Annotated in this window: 17 protein-coding genes; 13 read left to right on the top strand and 4 right to left on the bottom strand. The window is 63.7% G+C overall.

Annotated features, from left to right (window positions below):
- Positions 1–5: 5 nt before the first annotated feature.
- Positions 6–1,859: a polyurethanase gene (locus AD664_RS04390; RefSeq protein WP_053144650.1), complete on the top strand. Its 1,854-nt coding sequence runs from the start codon at positions 6–8 to the stop codon at positions 1,857–1,859.
- Between the two features lie 85 nt (positions 1,860–1,944).
- Here AD664_RS04390 and AD664_RS04385 read toward each other — a convergent pair whose 3' ends face one another.
- On the bottom strand, positions 1,945–2,169 hold the full coding sequence (locus AD664_RS04385; protein WP_042728837.1) for a YgdI/YgdR family lipoprotein: 225 nt from the start codon (positions 2,167–2,169) through the stop codon (positions 1,945–1,947).
- A 222-nt stretch (positions 2,170–2,391) separates the two neighbouring features.
- Here AD664_RS04385 and AD664_RS04380 point away from each other — a divergent pair, with 222 nt between their 5' ends.
- From AD664_RS04380 to AD664_RS04365, 4 genes are all read left to right on the top strand, one after another.
- Positions 2,392–4,056, top strand: coding sequence for a VRR-NUC domain-containing protein (locus AD664_RS04380; RefSeq protein WP_053144648.1), 1,665 nt, complete (start codon positions 2,392–2,394; stop codon positions 4,054–4,056).
- Complete coding sequence (locus AD664_RS04375; protein WP_053144646.1) at positions 4,053–6,359, top strand: ATP-dependent DNA helicase; 2,307 nt, start codon at positions 4,053–4,055, stop codon at positions 6,357–6,359. The genes AD664_RS04380 and AD664_RS04375 overlap by 4 nt, the downstream gene beginning before the upstream one ends.
- Before the next feature lie 101 nt (positions 6,360–6,460).
- Positions 6,461–8,392 carry a PAS domain-containing sensor histidine kinase gene (locus tag AD664_RS04370; protein WP_053144644.1) on the top strand — a complete coding sequence of 644 codons (1,932 nt, stop codon included), beginning with the start codon at positions 6,461–6,463 and terminating at the stop codon, positions 8,390–8,392.
- A gap of 119 nt (positions 8,393–8,511) precedes the next feature.
- A complete protein-coding gene (locus tag AD664_RS04365) occupies positions 8,512–9,048 on the top strand; it encodes a hypothetical protein (protein WP_042728833.1) in 537 nt (178 codons plus the stop codon).
- A 3-nt stretch (positions 9,049–9,051) separates the two neighbouring features.
- On the opposite strand, the gene AD664_RS04360 is transcribed toward AD664_RS04365, so the two are convergent.
- A complete protein-coding gene (locus AD664_RS04360; protein WP_053144643.1) occupies positions 9,052–10,386 on the bottom strand; it encodes a sodium:proton antiporter in 1,335 nt (444 codons plus the stop codon).
- Between the two features lie 342 nt (positions 10,387–10,728).
- On the opposite strand from AD664_RS04360, the gene AD664_RS04355 reads away from it, so the two are divergent.
- From AD664_RS04355 to ligD, 4 genes are read left to right on the top strand one after another with little or no spacing between them, the layout of a single operon-like run.
- Positions 10,729–12,114, top strand: coding sequence for an iron-containing redox enzyme family protein (locus AD664_RS04355; protein WP_053144641.1), 1,386 nt, complete (start codon positions 10,729–10,731; stop codon positions 12,112–12,114).
- 10 nt (positions 12,115–12,124) lie between these two features.
- Positions 12,125–13,126 carry a class I SAM-dependent methyltransferase gene (locus tag AD664_RS04350; RefSeq protein ID WP_053144639.1) on the top strand — a complete coding sequence of 334 codons (1,002 nt, stop codon included), beginning with the start codon at positions 12,125–12,127 and terminating at the stop codon, positions 13,124–13,126.
- Positions 13,098–14,261: a carboxylate-amine ligase gene (locus AD664_RS04345; protein WP_042728829.1), complete on the top strand. Its 1,164-nt coding sequence runs from the start codon at positions 13,098–13,100 to the stop codon at positions 14,259–14,261. Before AD664_RS04350 ends, AD664_RS04345 begins: the two co-directional genes overlap by 29 nt.
- On the top strand, positions 14,258–16,900 hold the full coding sequence (gene ligD, locus AD664_RS04340; protein ID WP_053144637.1) for a DNA ligase D: 2,643 nt from the start codon (positions 14,258–14,260) through the stop codon (positions 16,898–16,900). Before AD664_RS04345 ends, ligD begins: the two co-directional genes overlap by 4 nt.
- Before the next feature lie 177 nt (positions 16,901–17,077).
- Here ligD and AD664_RS04335 read toward each other — a convergent pair whose 3' ends face one another.
- Positions 17,078–17,689, bottom strand: a complete 612-nt coding sequence (locus tag AD664_RS04335; RefSeq protein WP_047738651.1) for a Yip1 family protein — start codon at positions 17,687–17,689, stop codon at positions 17,078–17,080.
- Between the two features lie 166 nt (positions 17,690–17,855).
- Between AD664_RS04335 and AD664_RS04330 the strand changes: the two genes are divergently transcribed.
- From AD664_RS04330 to AD664_RS04320, 3 genes are read left to right on the top strand one after another with little or no spacing between them, the layout of a single operon-like run.
- Positions 17,856–18,356 (top strand): CinA family protein, encoded by a 501-nt coding sequence (locus AD664_RS04330; RefSeq protein WP_042732056.1) that lies wholly within the window; start codon positions 17,856–17,858, stop codon positions 18,354–18,356.
- 9 nt (positions 18,357–18,365) lie between these two features.
- A complete protein-coding gene (locus AD664_RS04325) occupies positions 18,366–18,884 on the top strand; it encodes a hypothetical protein (protein ID WP_042732059.1) in 519 nt (172 codons plus the stop codon).
- A gap of 7 nt (positions 18,885–18,891) precedes the next feature.
- Complete coding sequence (locus tag AD664_RS04320; RefSeq protein ID WP_042732055.1) at positions 18,892–19,341, top strand: DUF421 domain-containing protein; 450 nt, start codon at positions 18,892–18,894, stop codon at positions 19,339–19,341.
- Between the two features lie 65 nt (positions 19,342–19,406).
- Here the strand turns inward: AD664_RS04320 and AD664_RS04315 are convergent, their stop codons facing one another.
- The gene (locus tag AD664_RS04315) at positions 19,407–20,264 is read right to left on the bottom strand and encodes an SDR family oxidoreductase (protein WP_053144635.1); all 858 of its coding nucleotides are present in this window, start codon (positions 20,262–20,264) and stop codon (positions 19,407–19,409) included.
- Between the two features lie 125 nt (positions 20,265–20,389).
- On the opposite strand from AD664_RS04315, the gene AD664_RS04310 reads away from it, so the two are divergent.
- Entirely contained in the window at positions 20,390–20,794 is a 405-nt protein-coding gene (locus tag AD664_RS04310; protein WP_053144740.1) for a VOC family protein, read from the top strand.
- Positions 20,795–20,818 lie beyond the last annotated feature (24 nt).

The raw sequence follows: 20,818 nt of genomic DNA, 5'->3' as shown, positions 1-20,818 counted from the left end.
AGGACATGGGTATCTATGACTACAAGACCTTCGGCACCGAGGCGTCCAAAGCCCTGGTCGGCGATGCGATGGCGATCATGTTGTATTCCTATCACAACCTCGACAACGGGTTCGCCGCCGGCTACCAGCAATACGGCTTCGGCACCGGCCTGCCGGCGACCCTGGTGACCGCGCTGCTCGGCGGCACCGATTCGCAGGGGGTGATTCCCGGCGTGCCGTGGAACCCCGATTCGGAAAAGCTCGCCCTGGAGGCGTTGCACAAGGCCGGCTGGACGCCCATCAGCGCGGCGCAACTGGGCTACACCGGCAAGGTCGACGGGCGCGGAACGTTCTTCGGCGAGAAGGCCGGCTACACCACCGCCCAGGTAGAAATCCTGGGCAAGTACGACGCCGCCGGCCACTTGACCGAGATCGGCGTGTCGTTTCGCGGGACCAGCGGCCCACGGGAGAACCTGATCGGCGACTCCATTGGCGACGTGATCAATGACGTGATGGCCGCGCTGGGCCCCAAGGACTATGCCAAGCACTACGCCGGCGAAGCCTTCGGCACGCTGCTCGGCGACGTCGCCCGGTTTGCCCAGGCCCATGGCCTTGGCGGGGAAAACGTCCTGGTCAGCGGCCACAGCCTCGGCGGTTTGGCCGTCAACAGCCTGGCCGACCTGAGTACCAGCCAGTGGTCCGGGTTCTACAACAACGCCAACTACATCGCCTACGCGTCGCCGACCCAGAGCAGCACCGACAAGGTGCTGAACATTGGTTACGAAAACGACCCGGTGTTCCGGGCGCTGGACGGCTCGACGTTCAACCTGGCGTCGGTGGGCGTGCACGACGTGCAGCAGGCCTCGGCAACCAACAACATCGTCAGCTTCAATGATCACTACGCCTCCACCGCGTGGAACGTGCTGCCGTTTTCCATCCTCAACATTCCCACCTGGATCTCCCACCTGCCCACCGGTTACGCCGATGGCATGGGCCGGATCATCAGCTCGGCGTTCTACGACCTTACGCAAAAAGACTCGACCATCGTCGTCGCCAACCTGTCGGACCCGGCCCGCAGCAACACCTGGGTGCAAGACCTCAACCGCAACGCCGAGGCCCACACCGGCAGCACGTTCATCCTCGGCACCGACAACGACGATCTGATCCAGGGCGGCCAAGGCAACGACTACCTGGAAGGCCGTGCCGGCAATGACACCTTCCGCGACGGCGGGGGCTACAACGTGATTCTGGGCGGGCAGGGCCACAACAGCCTGCATCTGCAGCAGTCGGTGCACGACTTCACCTTTGCCAGCGATGGTGCCGGAACGTTGTACGTGCGCGATGCCCACGGCGGGATCAGCATCACCCGCGACATCGGCACGCTGGTGAGCCAGGAACCTGGATCGTTGTGGGGCATGCTCAAGGATGAGGTCAGCCACAGTGTCACCGCCAATGGCCTGTTGGCCGGCGGCAACCTGACGGCGTACGCGTCAGCGGTCAAGGGCGCTGCGGGCGATGACAGCCTGGTGGCCCACGCCACGGGAGACTGGCTGTTCGGTCACGCCGGCAATGACCGGCTGCTGGGCGGCGCGGGCGACGACACGTTCGTGGGGGGCACCGGGAACGACGTTATGCAATCGGGCGGTGGACGTGACACGTTCATTTTCAACGGTGCATTCGGTCAGGATCGCATCAGCGGTTTCGACGCTGGCGACAAACTGGTGTTCATCGGTGTGCAGGGGGCCGGGGAAGGGTATGACTATCGACAGCACCTGTCCCAGGTCGGCAGCGACACGCTGCTGCAAGTGGGGGCCAGCTCGGTGACCCTGGTGGGTGTCGGGGTTGGGCAGGTGGGCGGTGAGGGTATCGTGTTCGCCTGATGACCAGGCATGGACGGTGACTGAGTAACCTGCGACGAGGCGCTTGCTCACACTCAAGCGCGAGCAAGCGCCTTCGCCACGGAGATCAATCTTCCTTGCGGATCGTTGCCACGTCGTCGGCGCGCACGCGGATTTTCTTGCCGGCGATGTCTTCGAACTCGTAGAACCCATCGGAGGTACGGGTATTGGGGGTGTCCTTGGTCAGGTACTGGGTACCGTTCTGCAAGGTCACCACGGTGGGCGACGCGCAACCGGCCAATGTCAGGAAGGCCACGGCGGCCAGGGGCAGGCTCAGAAACCTGATGTTCATATCCAAACCTCTCGATCAAAAGAACCACGGCCCAGCTGATTCGACTGCGCCATCACGTAGCTAACCGCCATTGGTCCTGCTCTCTGTAGGAAAGTTCATCACTTGGCGAAGGATTTCATCTCTAAATATAGGGGACCGTTCATCTTTTGCAGTTGCCTGGGGTGTTCGTAGCTGCTATCTGTATGCATAACCAGTGTTCCAGCATCCGTGGCGCTTCTTCCCGTGACAGCCAGTTCCCTCGACGATCCCTTTTATTACCTGAACAACTTTCAGCAAGTGCTGGGCTGGCTGACGCAGCGGTATGCCGACGTGCTCAGCCTCGAAGAACAGCGCTTCGTCGACGATTTTGCCGCAATGCCCCGGGCGTCCCGAGGCTTGCTGGTGCGGATGGTCATGCGCAAGGGGGTGCGGTTTCGCCACAGCAAGCTCAACTACCCGGAAATCGGTGAGATTGGCCTGGCCGTGCAGCCGTTACTGGCCCTGGGTTGGGTCGAGGACCAGGCCGAGTTGGGGATTGTCGAGCTGTTCGACGTGTTGCTGAAGGCGGAGATCCTGCAGTGCCTGGGGCATCTGATCGAGCAGCCCAGGGCGAAAAAGACCGAGTGGCTCCTGGCCGTCGCCGAGCGAGCCGACCCGCCGCAGGCGTTCCACGCCTGGTGTCCGCAGCTTGACGATCGGCTCTACAGCCTGACGATCATGCCGCTGTGTGACCGCTTGCGGCTGATGTTCTTCGGCAACCTCTACCAGGACTGGTCGGAATTCGTCCTGGCGGACCTGGGCATCTTCACCTACGAAAGCGTCGAATTCAGCGCCGAGTCCCGCGGCCTGCGCAACCGCCAGGACGTCGAGGCCTGTGTGTTCCTCCATGAATGCCAGCAACGCTTCGAAGCCGGCGAGCCGCTGGAAGCAATCGTTGGCCAGGTCAATGCCCTGACCTTGGACAATCCGTGGCTGGAGCGTCGGCGCGGCAAGTTGCTGTACCAGTTCGGCGAGCATGGCGAACGCATCGGTGATTTTGCCTTGGCCCTGTGTATCTACCGTGAATGCACCTACCCCGGCGCACGGTTGCGGATGATCCGCGTGCTGGAGCGCGTCGGCGAATATGCCCTGGCCCTGGAACTGGGCGAGGCGGCGGCACAGGCACCGCAAAGTGCCGCCGAAACCCAGGCCCTGCTCAGGATCGTGCCGCGGCTGCGCCGCAAGCTTGGCGGGCCGCCGGTGCCGCGCGCCCTGGCCCGTGAAGTGCAGCGGCTGGAGTTGCAACTGCCCAGGGTCGATCCGACCCTGTCGGTGGAGTATCACGTCCAGGCTCACCTGCACGATGACGCCGCCCCGGTGCATTACGTCGAGAACAGCCTGATCAACTCGCTGTTCGGCCTGCTGTGCTGGCCGGCGATTTTCGCGCCGCTGCCGGGGGCATTTTTCCACCCGTTCCAGCGTGGGCCGGTGGACCTGCTCAATGAAGACTTCCATGCCCGTCGGGCCGAGCTGTTCGCGGCGTGTTTTGCCGAGCTGGACGATGGCCGCTATCGGCACACCATCCTGGGTCGTTTTGCCGAGAAGTGGGGCGTACAGTCGCCGTTCGTGTTCTGGGGCGCGTTGTCCGAGACATTGCTGGAACAGGCCCTCGACTGCTTGCCGGCCGAGCACCTCAAGCACTGGTTCAGCCGGTTGCTGCTGGACATCAAGGCCAACCGCGCCGGCATGCCGGACCTGATCCAGTTCTGGCCGCAGCACAAGACCTACCGCATGATCGAGGTCAAAGGGCCGGGGGACCGGCTGCAAGACAATCAGTTGCGCTGGCTGGAGTTCTGCCATGAGCACCGCATGCCCGTCGCAGTCTGCTACGTGCAGTGGCTGACAGAAGGTGCGGAGCAGGGCGCATGAACCCCGCGCCAAGCTACAGCATTGCGGTGCGGGCCTTGTGTGAGTTCACCGCCAAGGTGGGCGATCTCGACCTGCGCTTCACGCCGTCGCCCACGGCCCTGGAAGGCATCGCCGGCCATCGCACCGTGGCGTCGCGGCGCAGCGAGGTCTATCAGGCCGAGGTGAGCCTGGAAGGGCGCTACCAGACGCTGAACGTCAAAGGCCGCGCCGATGGCTACGATCCGGCGCGCAACTGCCTCGAAGAAGTGAAGACCTACCGCGGCGATCTGGCCCGGCAACCGGCCAACCACCGACAGCTGCACTGGGCCCAGGCGAAGATCTACGGCTGGTTGATGTGCCAGAGGTTGCAGCTTTCGCGCATCGACGTGGCACTGGTGTACTTCGACGTCGTCAGCGAAAAGGAAACCTGCCTGACGCAAGGGTTCGAGGCCGGCGAGCTTCTGGCGTTCTTCGAAGCGCAATGTGCGCTGTTCCTGGCCTGGGCCGAGCAGGAAATGGCCCATCGACACGCCCGCAACCTGGGGGCGCAGTCCCTGGCCTTTCCCCATGCCGGCTTTCGGCCCGGGCAACGGCACCTGGCCGAGTCGGTGTTCAAGGCCGTGAGCACCGGGCGTTGCCTGATGGCCCAGGCCCCCACCGGCATCGGCAAGACCGTCGGCACGCTGTTCCCGATGCTCAAGGCCCTGGCGCCGCAGCAGTTGGACAAGGTGTTCTTCCTCACGGCGAAGACCCCCGGGCGCAAGCTGGCGCTGGACGCTGCCCAGGTCATCACCCGAAGTGCCCCGTCAATGCCGCTGCGGGTGCTGGAGATGGTTGCCCGGGACAAGGCCTGCGAGCATCCGGATAAAGCCTGTCATGGCGAATCCTGTCCGTTGGCCCAGGGCTTCTACGACCGTCTGCCGGCGGCGCGGGTGGCCGCGAGCCAGGTGAGCCTGCTTGATCAGGCGGCGTTGCGCGAGGTCGCGCTGGCCCACGGGATCTGCCCGTACTACCTCAGCCAGGAGATGGCCCGCTGGGCCGACGTGGTGGTGGCCGACTACAACTACTATTTCGACTTCAGTGCCTTGCTTTTCGGCCTGGCCCAGGCCAATGGCTGGACGGTCGCGACCTTGGTGGACGAAGCCCACAACCTGGTCGAGCGCGGCCGGCAGATGTACAGCGCGACCCTGGATCAAGCGACCTTGGCCACGGTGCGTAAAACCGCGCCCGAGCCCCTGAAGAAACCGCTGGAACGGGTCAATCGCCAGTGGAATGCCTTGCATGCACCACAAGTGGCGGCGTACCAGGCGTATGAACGGCTGCCGGACAAACTCCTGCAAGCCCTGGCCACCTGCACCACGGCCATTGGCGATTACCTCAACGAGCACCCCCAAGGGCTGGACGGCGACTTGCAGGCGTTCTATTTCGATGCCCTGCAGTTTGGCCGGGTGGCCGAGTCGTTCGACGAGCAGTTTCTGTTCGACATCCATAAGCGCGAGTTCGGCCGCCAGCGCAGCGGCTCGACCCTGTGCCTGCGCAACGTGGTGCCGGCCGGGTTCCTGCGGCCAAGGCTCACGGCGGCCCGCAGCAGCGTGCTGTTTTCCGCGACCTTGAGTCCGCGGCACTATTACGCCGACCTGTTGGGCACACCGGCCGAGACGGTGTGGATCGACGTTGAATCACCGTTCCAGGCCGATCAGTTGGACGTTCAGGTCGTCAGCCGGATTTCCACGCGCTTCGCTCACCGCCAGGCGTCCCTGGAGCCGATTGTCGCGTTGATGGCTCGCCAGTTCAGCGCGCGTCCGGGCAATTACCTGGCGTTTTTCAGCAGTTTCGATTACCTCCAGCAAGTCGCCGGGCTGTTTGCCGAGCGGCACCCGGAGATCGTCACGTGGGCACAATCGCGCGGCATGGGTGAAGCCCCGCGGCAGGCCTTCCTCGACCGGTTCATGGAGCACAGCCAGGGCATCGGTTTCGCGGTGCTTGGCGGGGCGTTCGGCGAGGGCATCGACTTGCCCGGCTCGCGCCTGATCGGTGCATTCATCGCCACCCTGGGACTGGCGCAGCTCAACCCGGTCAATGAGCAGATCAAGCAGCGCATGGCGGCGATCTTCGGCGATGGCTATGACTACACTTACCTGTACCCCGGCCTGCAAAAAGTCGTACAGGCCGCCGGGCGCGTCATTCGCACCCAGCAGGACCGTGGCGTAGTGATGCTCATCGACGACCGGTTCGGCGAGGCGCGCGTGCAGCAATTGCTGCCACGCTGGTGGTCGGTGAACCCGGAGCATCCCTCCGTCCAGCGGATGAGTGCGGGGCACTGAAGCCCGCGGGCGCCGCTAACCCCAGGTGGAAGGCGATAGTTTTTCATAGCGCACGAGTTGCTCCATACTTCGAAAAAATCCATACGGATGCCTCGGCCCACATGCTTGAGAATACCCCCCAGTCGCCGCGCATAAACCAGGAGCAGCGCTTTCGCCTGCTCATCGACGCCGTGGTCGACTACGCGATCTACATGACCGACCCCTCGGGCATCATCACCAGTTGGAACTCCGGCGCCCGGCGTTTCAAGGGGTATGAGGAAGCGGAGATCCTGGGTGAGCATTTTTCGCGTTTCTACACGGATCAGGACCGCGCCGCCGGCCTGCCGCAGCGGGCGCTGGAGACGGCCGTGCGTGAAGGGCGTTTCGAGGGCGAGGGCTGGCGGGTGCGTAAGGACGGTACGCTGTTCTGGTCCCATGTGGTGATCGACCCGATCATCGACAGCCAGAGCGGTGAACTGCTCGGGTTCGCCAAGATCACCCGCGACCTCACCGACCGCAAGATGGCCGAGGAAACCCTCAAGCAAAGCGAGCAGCAGTTCCGCCTGCTGGTGCAAAGCGTCACCGACTACGCCATCTACATGCTCGGTCCTGACGGCCAGGTCACCAACTGGAACCAGGGCGCGCAACGCATCAAGGGCTATCTGCCGGCCGAAGCCATCGGCCAGCATTTTTCGATGTTCTATACCCCCGAGGACCGCGCCGCCGGCGAACCGCAGCGGGCGCTGAGCATCGCCGCCAGCGAGGGGCGTTTCGAAAAGAAGGGCTGGCGCGTGCGCAAGGACGGCACGCGATTCCTCGCCCACGTGGTCATCGACGCGATTCGCAGCGACACCGGGACCCTGCTGGGGTTTGCCAAGATCACCCGCGACATCACCGATGCCACCCAGGCGCAGCAGGCCCTCGAACAGGCCCGCGAGGCGCTGTTCCAGTCGCAGAAACTGCAAGCCATCGGCCAGCTTACCGGCGGCATCGCCCACGACTTCAACAACCTGCTGACGGTCATCCTCGGCAACCTGGAAATCGTGCGCAAGCGCATGCCGGACGATCCGAAACTGGCCCAACTGCTCGACAACGCGACCCAGGGCGCGTTGCGCGGCGTATCGTTGACCCAGCGGATGCTGGCGTTCGCCCGGCGGCAGAAGCTGAGTGCCGAGTCGGTCGAGTTGCCGGTGCTGGTGCAGGGCATCAGCGGCTTGCTGCAAAGCTCCATGGGCCCTTCGATCCACATCCAGACTCGCTTCGCCGAGGCGCTGTCGCCGGTGCTGGCCGATGTCAACCAGCTGGAGTTGGCGATCCTCAATCTGGCGACCAATGCCCGGGACGCGATGCCCCATGGCGGTAGCATCCTGATCGCCGCCGACGAGCGCCTGGCCACCGAGGCCGGGGCGCAGGCGTCGTTGAAGCCGGGGCGCTATGTCTGCCTGTCGATCACCGACGAAGGCGAGGGCATGGATGAAGCGACGCTGGCCTCGGCCGTGGAGCCATTCTTCACCACCAAAGGGGTCGGCAAGGGCACGGGCCTGGGATTGTCCATGGTGCACGGCCTGGCCGAGCAGTTGGGTGGCCGCCTGATCCTCGAAAGCCAGAAGGGCGTGGGCACCAGCGCGCAGTTGTGGTTGCCACTGGCCGATAGCGCAGCGTCGGAAAAGGCCGTGGTCGAGGCGCAGGCAGCGCCTCCCCCTCCTGAGTTGCTGGTGCTGGTGGTCGATGACGACAGCCTGGTGCTGACCAGTACCCGCCTGTTGATCGAAGACCTCGGGCACCGGGTCTTGTGCGCGCATTCAGGGTCGCAGGCGCTGGAACTGCATGAGCGCAACCCGGACATCGACCTGGTGATCACCGACATGGCCATGCCGCAGATGGACGGCGCCCAACTGGCGAAGTTACTGCGCGATCGGCAGCCGGACCTGCCTATCATCCTCGCCACCGGCTACGCCGAACGCCTGGAAGGCTTCGCCAGCCAATTGCCGCGCCTGACCAAGCCGTTCAAGCAGATCGACCTGGTGCAGGTCATCGGGCAGGCCATGAATTAGGCGGAGGCTTGGCCAGGCCCTTTTGGCAAGCGTGCACTGCCTCTGGTCCATTGCCTTGAACTTGCCCGGCGGCAATGGTTTCCAACGAACCTCATTTGCCACCAGCGACCCTTCACGCAATGCCCAGAATATTGACCGGCCAGACGCCGGAAGAAGAATTGAGCGAACACAATGCCAAGCTGTTCGGCTCGCCCAAGGAACGACTGGATTTCTATCGGCGTGAAATCCAGTACGAAACCAGCATCCTCGCCAATCGGACTGATGCCTATCTGGCCGCCCAATCCTTCCTGGTGATTGCCTTTGCCTCGTGCATGGCCAACCTGAACCCGGAGTGGGGCAAGTTGTTCACCCTGATCGTGCCGCCGTTCCTGGCGCTGCTGGGGTTCCTGAGTTCACTCAATGCCTGGCCGGGGATTCGAGCGGCGTACGAGATCATCGACCACTGGCACTTCAAGCAGAGCGAACTGCTGCGCGCCGAGCCGGTCATGGGTTTGGTCTACGACGAGTCGCCGTTGTTCAGCGAGCGGGAATCGACCCACAAGGGGTATCGCAAGTCGCTGCTGTTTTCTGTGCGCACACCGTGGATCTTCGCCACGTTCTGGGTGCTACTGGGGGTTTATGCGGTGCTGATCCAGGTGACGGATCCGATCGGCTGAGGGTCAGCCGGTTTTCTGCCGTTCGTACCACGCCAGGGTGGGCTGGGTACTGACCCCATGAACCAGGATGCTCAAGGCCACCACCGACAACGTGAGGTTGATGCACAGCTGCGCCGCTTGTGGCGCCAGGTCATGGTTCAAGGCGAAGAACAGGTAGAACAGGCTGCCGATGCCGCGAATGCCGAACCAGCCGATCAACAGCCGTTGCGGTGCGTCCAGCAAGCGGCCCCAAGGCATGAGCAACACGCTCAACGGTCGAATGACCGCGAAGAGCAGGGCGCCGATGGCCAGGGCGCGCCAATCCCAATGGGTGGCGAGCACCACCCCGAGCAGCGTCACCAGGAACACCTCCATCGCCCGCTCCACCAGGCTGCCGAAAGCCAGCATGTCACTCATCATCACCCCGGCAGCCACCTGGCCGTCGCCCAGGGACTGGGTGTCGCCGAGCACCGCCTGGCGCGGATCGACGGCCTCATGGCCCACCACCGGTTGCACCAGGTGCTCCGCTGGTGGCGCATCTTCTTCATCGGTGGATTGCACCTCGGCCTGGCGCAGCCCGAGGCCGGCGGCAAACACCGAGAGAAAGCCATAGGCATGCACGGACTCGGCGGCGACATAGGCCAGGGCAATCAGCGCCAAGGCCAGGTAATCGTTGGGTGACAGCGTGCTGTCGGCGTTCTTGATGCGCATCGACAGGGTCAGCTTGCCGATCCCGCGTCCCATCCAATAGCCGATCAGCAGGCCCGCCGGCACCGCCCACAGGACATTGCGCAAGGCCCATTCGCCGACAAAGCCGCCGTCTTCACGCAGCATCAACAGCCCAAGGATCACGAAAGGGAAGGCCGAGCCGTCGTTCAGGCCGGCTTCACCGGAGAGGCCGAAACGCACCCGGTCGTCATCCCGCGCATCGTTGACCTGCACCAGGGCCGCCAGCACCGGGTCGGTGGGCGCCAGCATCGCGCCGATCAACATCGACATACCCCAGCCAAGGCCGAACAGGTAGTGCAGGGTCAGGCACAGGCCCGCAATGGAGAGGATCATCACCGGGCCCGCCAACCCATAGGCAACGCGCCAGGTCCGGTTCTTGAGGGGCAGGCGCAGCTTGAGGCCGCTGACGAACAGCGAGAACACCACCGCGATCTCCGTGAGATGCTCCATCCAGACGGACGAGTCGGTGATGTCCAGCTTCAGCAAACCCAACCCCGCCGGCCCGATGGCAACGCCCAGCACCAGGCACATGGCTGACGTGGTGACTGGCATCCAGCGCAGGTAGGACGACGTGAGGGCCAACGTCAACAACACGGCACCGAGCACCGCTACCCACACTGTGAAGATCATGGTTGCTCCTTGGCTGGCCGAATGGTGTGGGCTGTCACGGTCTTACGTGGCGAATGCGCTTGTGTGGCGAGGGAGCTTGCTCCCGTTCGAGTGCGCAGCGCTCGCCTGCCTGTCGGGGCCGCTTCGCGACCCAGCGGGAGCAAGCTCCCTCGCCACGCAAGCACTGAACCGGGTGGTTCTTGATATTCGAGGCCTGGAGCGAAGCGAGGGTTCCCACTAAAACGGCACCGCCCCGTTTATCCGGCGGCCTGTTCATCGGAGGGAATTTTTCGTCGCACGCGGGGCTCTGCACCTTAAGAGACGTTCTGAATCAGCGTCCTGCCGTGAACCAATGAGGCCCTTATGACTGCGCTGACACCCCTCCAATCCCGGCCAGCCACCCTCCATCCCGTCAGGGATGCCGGGCAGGTGCGCCAATGCTATGAACGGCTGCTCCAGGGGCCCGACGATGCGGACAAACACGCCGTCGCACAGGCCTTCATCCAGTCGTGCCTCGAACAGGCCCGGGACTTGCCCCAGCAGACCCCCGACGAGCCGCAGGCCTTGCAAGCCTGGGTCGAAGCCCATAGTGCCGGTGTAGCCCGGCAATACGCCGATTACCTGGAACGGCGCAAAAGCGGCGGCCCACGGGAGTACTTCAGCGGCAAGGCCCACGCGCTGTATTTCCTGCAAGCCGTGGCGCCGACCAAATTGGTGGACGGTGCCTGGCTGTACGGCGTGTTGAAACATTGGCAAGACCACCGGTTCGACGGCCTGCTGTGCACGTACCTGGAGGAGTTGGGTGACGGCCATCCGGCGCAGAACCATGTGGTGATCTACCGCAAGCTGCTCGCCGAACACGGTTTGGTCGATGCCCCGGACATCGACGATGAGCGCTACCTGCAAGGGGCTGTGCAACTGGCGCTGGGCTACGCCGGCGATGAGTACCTGCCGGAAGTGATTGGCTACAACCTGGGCTACGAGCAGTTGCCCCTGCACCTGTTGATCAGCGCCTACGAGCTGAGCGAACTGGACATCGACCCGTACTATTTCACCCTCCACGTGACCATCGACAACGCCAGCACCGGCCATGCCCAGAAGGCTGTGCAGGCACTGATGCAATTGATGCCGATGGCGGCGGATCGCGAGGCGTTCTGGCAGCGGGTGACCCTGGGGTACCGGCTCAATGACCTGGGCCAAGGCAGCCGGGCGATCATCGAATCGTTCGACCTCGACCGTGAAGTGCTGGACATGCTTGAACGCAAGCGCCCGTTCGGCCAGCACATGCATTCCGATTACTGCAAATTCGAAGGCAAGACCGTCAACCAGTGGCTGGCGGCCCCCGGCCAATTGAAAGGCTTCCTTGAGGCAATGCAGAACAAGGGCTGGATCAAGCGCCACCAGGATCCGCAGGACAGCCGCTTCTGGATGCTGATCGAAGGCGCGGGGGCGGCGATGTTCGGTGTGTTCAGCCCCTATGAGAAACAATTGCTGCACGACTGGATCGCCGGTGACTGGTTGCACAAGAGCGAGCGCACCCGTCCGCGCCGCGGCCTCGGCACCACCAGCGAACCGCAGACGCCAATCGACGACCCCGATGTGCAAAGCCTGCAACAGACGCTGCGCAGCCAGTCCCCCGATGAGCAGATGCAGACCTTGATGCCCTGGCTCTCGGCACGCTGTCACAGCCATCCGGCCGGGCTGCTGGCCACGCGTCGTTTCATCGAACTCAAGTCCGCCATTCGCTAGGGAGCCCTGCATGAATCAGGAAGATCGCCTGTCCACCTCCGACCTGGCGCTGTTGCAACTGGGGCGGCGCCTGCAAGCCGACGGTTACCGCTTCATCACCCCGACGCCGTTGACCCATGAACGGGTCAACCAACGGCCCGGCAACGAGCACTCCAAGACCCTGCGGGATGTGTTCGGCTGGTCGCGGCCGTTTGCTCCCGGGCTGATCTCGGCCGATGAGCAGCGCCAATTGCAAGAAGCCGAGGTGCTGGAGGAACGCGATGGTTTGCTGCGCAGCCGAGTGCGCTGGTCGAGCCTGGACGGCTTGTTGTTCGCCCATTCGCAATTTCCTACGCAGGCCAGCGACGCGGTGTTCTTCGGCCCGGACAGCTACCGGTTCGCCCAACTGATCCATGCCCACCTGCAACAGAGTTTCACCGCGGTGCATAGGGCCGTGGACATTGGCTGTGGCGCCGGTGTCGGCGCCATCGTGATCGCCCGGGCCCGGCGCGAGGCCCAGGTGCTGGCGCTGGACATCAATCCCCTGGCCTTGCGCCTGACAGCGGTGAATGCCGCCCTGGGCGAGGTGGCCAATGTCGAGATTGCCCGCAGCGACGTCCTCCAGGATGTCGAGGGCAATTTTGACCTGATCGTCGCCAATCCACCGTACATGGCCGACCCGTCGGAACGCGCCTATCGCCATGGCGGCGGTGTGCTGGGCGCCGGGCTGTCGCTGCGCATCGTCGAGCAGGCCTTGCCCCGGCTGACCCCCGGCGGCTCGCTGGTGCTCTACACCGGCGTGGCGATGGTCGATGGCCGTGACCCGTTCCTGGAAGCGCTGGAGCCTTGGCGCGACTCGGCGGAATTTGGCTGGACCTACAAGGAACTGGACCCAGACGTGTTTGGCGAGGAACTGCTGACGCCGGGTTACCGGGAGGTGGAAAGGATCGCCGTGGTGGCGTTGGTCGTGACCCGCATTGGCGCGGGTATCGGAGGGATTATCGATGAACAGGCGTCTGAAGTTCGGCATTGAAGAGGAGTACTTCGTCACCGACCTGCAAACCCGGTGCATGCCCACCCAGCCGCCTGCCGAGGCAGTGGCGGCATGCCGGGCCGAGCTGGGCGAGCATTTCGCCCATGAGATGTTCCTCAGCCAGGTCGAGATGGCGTCGCCCATCTTCCTCAGCCTGGACGCGGCCGCCGACTACCTGACCCAGGTGCGCAGCGGCCTGACCCAGCGCCTGGCGCCGTTCGGCCTGGGCCTGCTCAGCGCCGGCTCCCATCCGATGGTCACTCAGGGCTTGCAGCCCACGGATGAACTGCATTTCCAGCAACTGTTCGATGATTACCAACGGGTGGCACGGCGCAGCGTGCTGTCGGGCCTGCATGTGCATGTCGAGGTGCCGGTGGACCGTGACCGGGTGCGGGTGATGAACGAGATCCTGCCGTGGTTGCCGATGTTTCTCGCGTTGAGCGCTTCCTCACCGTTCTGGAACGGCGCCTACACAGGCTTCAGCAGTTACCGCCAGGTGGCCTGCGATGAATGGCCACGCATGGGCGTGCCGGAATATTTCCAGGACGAATTGGCGTTTGCCGGGTACGTCAACCTGCTCATGCGCACCGGCTCGATTCATCAGCCCAGCGATTGCTGGTGGATCCTGCGACCGTCATCGCGCTACCCCACGCTGGAGTTGCGCATCTGCGATGCCTGCCCGCGGGTCGAGGACGTGTTGTGCCTGGTCTCGTTGTTCCGGGTGATGGTGGCCCACGCCATTGACCAGCCCCAGCCGGGCGCCGGGTACAGCCTGACCTCACACTGGACTCTCAAGGAAAACCGCTGGCGGGCCAAGCGTCACGGCATCCTCGCCGAGTTCATTGCCGAAGGGCAGGAGCAGCCCATGCTCATTGGCGAATGGCTGACCGTGGCCGAGCAGACCTTCGGTGAAACCGCCGCCGAGCTGGGCTGCCAGGAGGTATTCAAGCAGGCACGGCGCATCGTCCAGGAAGGCACCAGCGCCGACCGTCAGATCGTGCTCTACGAACAAGGCCTGTTGCTGGGCGACTCCGTGGAGCAGGCCTTGAGCCGGGTGGTCGATCAATTGGTGTCGGAGAGCGCCGGGCTGCCGGTGGCCGACCCGACGCTGCAGCACGTCGCAGGTGGACCATGAGCGCCAAGACCCTTGACGACTACAACCGCATGCGTGATTTCGGCGCTACCTCGGAACCGGCGGCGAAGCGGCGTCCGCGCAAGTCAGCGAAAACCGCCCACGCCTTGCAGTTCTGCATTCAGAAGCACGACGCCTCGCGACTGCATTACGACTTCCGCCTGGAACTGGATGGCGCGCTCAAGAGTTGGGCCGTGCCCAAGGGGCCGTCGCTGGACCCCAAGTCCAAGCGCCTGGCGGTTCACGTCGAAGACCACCCGCTGGATTACGCGACCTTCGAAGGCAACATTCCCGAAGGGCATTACGGCGCGGGGGATGTCATCGTCTGGGACCGGGGCGTATGGATTCCCCAGGGCGATCCCCATGAAGCGTATGAGAAGGGCCGGCTCAAGTTCGAACTGCAAGGCGAAAAGCTCGCCGGCCTGTGGAACCTGGTGCGCACCCACATGCCCGGCAAGCAGGAGCAGTGGTTCCTGATCAAGCACCAGGACGACGCCGCGCGCCCCGAAACTGAATACGACGTGGTCCAAGCCGAACCGGACAGCGTGCTCAGCGAGCGCACCCTGGTGCCCAGGCGGCGGGGCAAGGCCGCCGCGGCGAAAGCGGTCAAACAGCCGGAAAAAGCCGCCAAGATCAAGCCGACGAAAAAAGGCGCCAGAACCACCCTTGACGGTGCAGTGGCCGGGCCTCTGCCGGAAACCCTCAAGCCGGAACTGGCGACGCTGGTCGAAAGCGCCCCCGACGGCGAGTGGCTCTACGAAATCAAGTTCGACGGTTATCGGATCATGGCGCGGATCGACCACGGTGAAGTGCGCCTGATCACTCGCAACGGCCATGACTGGACCCACAAATTGCCCAGGCAGGCCGAGGCCCTGGCGGCGCTGGGGCTGGAGTCGGCCTGGCTCGACGGCGAGATGGTGGTCGCCAATGAGCACGGTGTGCCGGATTTCCAGGCCCTGCAGAATGCCTTCGACGCAGGCAGCAGCGGCCAGATCGCCTACTACCTGTTCGACCTGCCTTATCTCAACGGCATGGATTTGCGCAACGTCCCGGTGCAAGACCGCCGCATGGCGCTGCAAGCCGTGCTACAGGCCAATGACAGCCCCTTGCTGCGTTTTTCCGATGCGTTTGAGCAAACCCCTGAAGCGCTGCTCAACAGCGCCTGTCAGATGCAGATGGAAGGGCTGATCGGCAAGCGCATCGGCAGCGTCTATACCTCCCGTCGCAGCAGTGACTGGATCAAGCTCAAATGCAAGAATCGCCAGGAGTTCGTGGTGATCGGTTTCAGCGAGCCGAAGGGCGCCCGCAGTGCCTTCGGCGCTTTGCTGTTGGGGCTGCACGACGCCGACAGCGGCCAGTTGCGCTACGCCGGCAAGGTTGGCACCGGGTTCAACGAAGCGACCCTCAAGAGCATCCACCAGCAACTGCTGCCCCTGGAGCGTAAGAAGCCTGCTGTCATCAACCCGCCGACCGGTTACGAAGCCAAGGGCGTGCATTGGTTGGAGCCGACCTTGCTGGCCGAAGTCGCGTTCGCCGAGATGACGAAGGAAGGCTCGGTACGCCACGCGGTGTTCCATGGCTTGCGCGACGATAAACCGGCCAAGGCCATCACCCAGGAGCTAGCGAAACCCGTGGACAAGACCTCCGCCCAAAAAACTACCGCCAAGCGCCCATCCAAGGGCGACGCGAAGCCTGCCGCAGCCAAACCCAAGGCAAAAGCCAAGGACAAGGCCGGCGACACGTCGGCCTTGGACGGAAAGGTACGGATCACCCACCCGGATCGCGTCATCGATGCGACCACCGGCACCACCAAGCGGCAGTTGGCCGAGTATTACGCCAGTGTCGCCGAGTTCATATTGCCCGAACTGGCCGAGCGCCCAGTCGCACTGGTGCGCGCACCGGACGGCATTGCCGGCGAGCTGTTCTTCCAGAAGAACGCCGAGCGCCTGGCGATTCCCGGCATCACCACCCTGGACAAGGACGTCACCGGGCAGCCGGTGATGATCATCAATAATGCGCAAGCGCTGATTGGCGCGGTGCAGATGAGCACCGTGGAACTGCACACCTGGAACGCGACGACGGTGGATCTGGACAAGCCCGACCGCTTTGTCCTCGACCTCGACCCGGACCCGGCGCTGCCATGGAAGCGCATGGTGGAGGCGACGCAACTGACCCTGTCGGTGCTCGATGAGCTGGGTCTCAAGGCGTTTCTCAAGACCAGTGGTGGCAAGGGCATTCACATTGTCGTCCCGCTGACTCGGAAAGCCGGATGGGACGAGGTCAAGGATTTCAGCCACGCCATTGTCAGCCACATCGCCAAGCTGCTGCCGGACAGGTTCTCGGCCGTCTCGGGTCCGAAGAACCGGGTCGGGCGGATCTTCATCGATTACCTGCGCAACGGCCTCGGCGCCACGACGATCTGCGCCTACGCCGTGCGTACCCGCGACGGGCTGCCGGTGTCGGTGCCGATCTACCGCGACGAGGTGGCGCAACTCAAAGGGGCGAACCTGTGGAACGTGCACAACGTCCATGAGCGGCTGGCGGAGGTCGGGCATGAGCCCTGGGCCGACCTGAAGAAAACCCGCCAGAGCATCACGGCGGACATGCGCCGACGGATAGGGATGAAGAAAGCGGCCAAGTAATGCCAGGCTTCCTATGGGGATGGCTTATGTGTGGGATGGCTTGTGTGGCGAGGGAGCTTGCTCCCGCTGGGGCCGCAGCGGCCCCTCTGATAGTTTGATGCCCTCATGGGGCCGCTGCGCAGCCCAGCGGGAGCAAGCTCCCTCGCCACACTCGCCACATAAGCAGCCCCTCTGTGATCAACCCACCGGCACCCGCAGGTACTCCGGCTGCAACACGTTGAACCAGAGCAGAATCATTTCCACCAGGATGGTCACCAGCACCAGCAAGCCGACGCCCCACACACAGGCCGAGTAGAGCAGCCCTTGTTCCTTCCTGAGGTTCATGAACCGCGGCAGGCCGACGAAAAGCAGGAACGTCGAGTAGGCCGACGCGGCCAGCAACACGGCCACCGCCAGCCAGCGGCTCGGGTAGAGCCCGGAAATGCCGGCCAGGAAATACGGCGTGGCGGTGTAGGCGGCAAAACCGATGCACTGGTTGAGGGACGGGCGCGCCTCAAAGGTACGGGACATCCAGCGAATGAACACCCCCATCAGCGCCACGCCGGCGACGATGGTCAGGTACAGCAACACGCACAGTTGCAGGGCGCTGGCCTGGGTCAGCCGTACGGTTTCGTTTTCCGCCAGGCTCCAGCCGGTCCAGGTGATACCGATGAACAGGCAGGCTGCCGGAATCAAGGCCAGCAACAGCAAGTGCGCCAGGTAATGACGCGGGTGAGCTTGCTCTTCTTGGCGAATGTCCTTCCAGGCGAACTCAGGGTGGGTGAACAGTTTGACGAAAAGTGCAGACATGACGACCTCCTGATCGTGACAGCCTCAGCGTGAGGCCCTGGAATTTTGAGGTGCACCGCGTGCCTGAGGTTTCATTTATTTGGCCCACGCAGGCGACCTCCGATCAGAGGGAATGAATTGGTGGCCATGGGGTCAACCCATCAGCACCCTTGGAGGATCGTGTGCCATGACAGTTGCCCGGGAGATGGTTGATTACTTGCGTGAGCACGACTTGCGCCTGACCACGGCCGAGTCCTGCACCGCCGGCCTGATCGTCACGATACTGGCCGAAATACCGGGCAGCGGGTCGCTGATCGAGAGCGGCTATGTGGTGTATTCCCCCGAGGCGAAGCAGCGACTGCTGGGCGTCAGCCCGCGGACCATCGATACCTTCAATCTCACCAGTTGCGAAGTGGCCGAGGAAATGGCCCTCGGCGCGCTGCACGATGCCGACGCCAACGTGGCCGTGGCCACCACCGGCATTCTCGGACCGGACGACATGGACGGCATTCCGGCCGGCACCGTCTGTTTCGCCTGGGCCTTCGAAGTGCACGGCAGGCGCGCATTGTTCAGCCGCCGGGAACGCTTCTTCGGCAGTCGCAACCAGGTGCAGTTGTGCGCCGCCGAGCATGCGCTGCTGCAACTGCGGCATTTCCATCAACGCGCCCTGGCGGGTGAATCGAGATAGGTGGACGCCATGCCCCGGCACAGCGAGCCTGAGGATTTTCACAGCCGCACGTTTCCGGTGCGCGAAGACATGGCCTATCAACTCAAAGTCTGGCGGTTCGAGCGGGTCGGTTGGTATGGACTGGTGCTGCTGGTGATCCTGACGTTGCTCGGCCTGTTTTCCCGTGGGCCGTTGAGCTCTCGCGAGGTGCGAAGCGACGATGGCGGGCTCACCGTCGAGTATGAAAGGTTCCACCGTAACGGTTCCACCAACCCGCTGACTGCTCACCTCAAGGGCGCGCCCAACGCAGTGCTCGAAGTGGAGTTGGGTGGCGATTGGCTCGAAGGCTTTGACGTCGAGGCCTTGCAGCCCCAACCCTTGCGTTCGGCGGCCGCGGGTAAAGGCATGAAGTTCTGGGTGCAGGCCGACGCCCAGGGCCAGGCTACCCTTTATCTGTCCGTCCTCAGCGATGGCCTGGGAACCTACCACAGCCGCATCGCCATCCCCGGTGGCCGCTCAGTCAGTTTCGAACAGTTCGTTTTCCCTTAGGTGACCTATGGATTCCGTGTTGCGCGCCGCCGCGATCTATGTGGCATTGCTGGTCCTGTTCAAGATTGCCGGCCGCCGCTCGCTGGCGGAAATCACCACCTTCGATTTCGTGCTGCTGATGATCATTGGCGAGGCGACGCAGCAAGCGCTGTTGGGCGACGATTTCTCGCTGACCAACTCGCTGATGGTGATCGTCACGTTGATTGCCATCGATGTCGGCTTGTCGCTGCTCAAGCTGCGCTCCAGGTGGGTATCGCAGTTGATCGACGGCGGGCCGACCATCATTGTCGAGGACGGTCGGATACTGCATGGTCGCCTGCGCCATGCACGGTTGGTGGAGGAAGACATCATGGAGGCAGCGCGCGCGAGCCAGGGCATCGAGACCCTGGAGCAGATCAAGTTTGCGATTATCGAGCGCAACGGGAAGATCTCGGTGATTGCCAGGGAGTCAGCCTGAGCGCGACCCCTAGCCTGGCGAGCGAGCTGTGTGGCGAGGGAGTCCCCCTCGCCACGGGTTACCGATCAGAGAATCGGCTTGCCGCCCGTAATGCCATAGCGCGAACCGGAAATGTAGCTGGACTCATCCGAGGCCAGCAGTACGTAGATCGGCGCTACTTCCACCGGTTGCCCCGGTCGGCCCAGCGGGGTCTGTGAACCGAAGTTCTGCACCTCTTCCTCGGGCATGGTCGCCACAATCAGCGGCGTCCAGATCGGCCCCGGCGCCACGCTGTTCACGCGTATGCCCTTGGGCCCCAGCATCTGGGCCAGGCCGCCGGTGAAGTTGGCGATGGCGCCCTTGGTGGTGGCGTAGGCCAGCAGTGTCGGCTTGGGCATGTCGGAGTTGACTGAGCTGGTGTTGATGATCGACGCCCCGGCCTTCAGGTGGGGCAGGGCCGCCTGGCAGATCCTGAACATCGAAGTGATGTTGATATCGAAGGTGCGCACCCATTCCTCGTCGGGGATGTCCTCGAGGTTTTCGTGGGTCATCTGGAACGCCGCGTTGTTGACCAGGACGTCGATGCGGCCGAACCGCGCGACGGTCTCGTCGACCACGCGGCGGCATTGGGCCTTGTCTGCCAGGTCGCCGGGCAGCAGCAGGCATTGGCGGCCAGCCTTTTCGACCCAGCGCGCTGTTTCCTGGGCGTCCTCGTGTTCATCCAGGTAGGAAATCGCCACGTCGGCACCTTCCCGGGCAAACGCAATCGCCACGGCGCGACCGATGCCGCTGTCGGCCCCGGTAATCAGGGCTATCTTGTTCGACAGGCGTCCGGAACCGCGGTAGCTCTGCTCGCCACAGTCGGGGTAAGGGTCCATTTTTCGTTGGGAGCCGGGCACAGGCTGGCTTTGTTTCGGAAAAGGTGGGGTAGGGTAGTCGACCATGATCGTTCTCCATGCGGGATGTGGTTGCAATGGAGGGTGGACGTTGGGGCCTCGGGCAGAGTTCGGTTGGATTGTCAGACGGGTCGATGAGCTGCACGGTGGACGAAATCGAAGAGGAGGTAGGCATGTTCAGTCATGTGATGATCGGCGCACGCGACTTGGCGAAAATGGTCGCCTTTTACGATGCGGTGCTCGGTACCCTGGGCATGGTGCGCATGCCCAGTGAAAACGACACGGGCCCGCCCGGCGAGGGCTGGCAGCAACCTGGCAGGCCATGGCCGCTGGTGTTCGTGCAGGAACCGTTCAACGGTCTTCCCGCCACCTGGGGCAATGGCATGCAGGTCAGTTTCGCCGCCGACTCACCGCAGACCGTGCGCGCCGCGTGGGAACAGGCGCTCGCCATGGGCGGCTGCGACGAAGGCGCGCCAGGCCTGCGCGAGCATTATTCGCCCGGGTACTTTGGGGCGTACTGTCGGGATCCGGAAGGCAACAAGCTGTGCTTCGTGCATGCGCCGGACCTGCGGGTGTGAGTTGTCAGTCCCCTGGTGGCGAGG

It is taken from the genome of Pseudomonas sp. P97.38 (assembly GCF_001269745.1).
GTDB classification, from domain to species: domain Bacteria; phylum Pseudomonadota; class Gammaproteobacteria; order Pseudomonadales; family Pseudomonadaceae; genus Aquipseudomonas; species Aquipseudomonas chlororaphis_E.
The sequence above is the reverse complement of the archived record's forward strand: the minus strand, read 5'-3'. Positions and strand labels throughout refer to the sequence as shown.

Excerpts from the sequence above, each read along its gene's own strand:
- AD664_RS04390 (WP_053144650.1), top strand. The coding sequence starts at position 6 with ATGGGTATCTATGACTACAAGACCTTCGGCACCGAGGCGTCCAAAGCC.
- AD664_RS04385 (WP_042728837.1), bottom strand. The coding sequence starts at position 2,169 with ATGAACATCAGGTTTCTGAGCCTGCCCCTGGCCGCCGTGGCCTTCCTG.
- AD664_RS04375 (WP_053144646.1), top strand. The coding sequence starts at position 4,053 with ATGAACCCCGCGCCAAGCTACAGCATTGCGGTGCGGGCCTTGTGTGAG.
- AD664_RS04370 (WP_053144644.1), top strand. The coding sequence starts at position 6,461 with ATGCTTGAGAATACCCCCCAGTCGCCGCGCATAAACCAGGAGCAGCGC.
- AD664_RS04365 (WP_042728833.1), top strand. The coding sequence starts at position 8,512 with ATGCCCAGAATATTGACCGGCCAGACGCCGGAAGAAGAATTGAGCGAA.
- AD664_RS04360 (WP_053144643.1), bottom strand. The coding sequence starts at position 10,386 with ATGATCTTCACAGTGTGGGTAGCGGTGCTCGGTGCCGTGTTGTTGACG.
- AD664_RS04355 (WP_053144641.1), top strand. The coding sequence starts at position 10,729 with ATGACTGCGCTGACACCCCTCCAATCCCGGCCAGCCACCCTCCATCCC.
- AD664_RS04350 (WP_053144639.1), top strand. The coding sequence starts at position 12,125 with ATGAATCAGGAAGATCGCCTGTCCACCTCCGACCTGGCGCTGTTGCAA.
- AD664_RS04345 (WP_042728829.1), top strand. The coding sequence starts at position 13,098 with ATGAACAGGCGTCTGAAGTTCGGCATTGAAGAGGAGTACTTCGTCACC.
- ligD (WP_053144637.1), top strand. The coding sequence starts at position 14,258 with ATGAGCGCCAAGACCCTTGACGACTACAACCGCATGCGTGATTTCGGC.
- AD664_RS04335 (WP_047738651.1), bottom strand. The coding sequence starts at position 17,689 with ATGTCTGCACTTTTCGTCAAACTGTTCACCCACCCTGAGTTCGCCTGG.
- AD664_RS04330 (WP_042732056.1), top strand. The coding sequence starts at position 17,856 with ATGACAGTTGCCCGGGAGATGGTTGATTACTTGCGTGAGCACGACTTG.
- AD664_RS04325 (WP_042732059.1), top strand. The coding sequence starts at position 18,366 with ATGCCCCGGCACAGCGAGCCTGAGGATTTTCACAGCCGCACGTTTCCG.
- AD664_RS04320 (WP_042732055.1), top strand. The coding sequence starts at position 18,892 with ATGGATTCCGTGTTGCGCGCCGCCGCGATCTATGTGGCATTGCTGGTC.
- AD664_RS04315 (WP_053144635.1), bottom strand. The coding sequence starts at position 20,264 with ATGGTCGACTACCCTACCCCACCTTTTCCGAAACAAAGCCAGCCTGTG.
- AD664_RS04310 (WP_053144740.1), top strand. The coding sequence starts at position 20,390 with ATGTTCAGTCATGTGATGATCGGCGCACGCGACTTGGCGAAAATGGTC.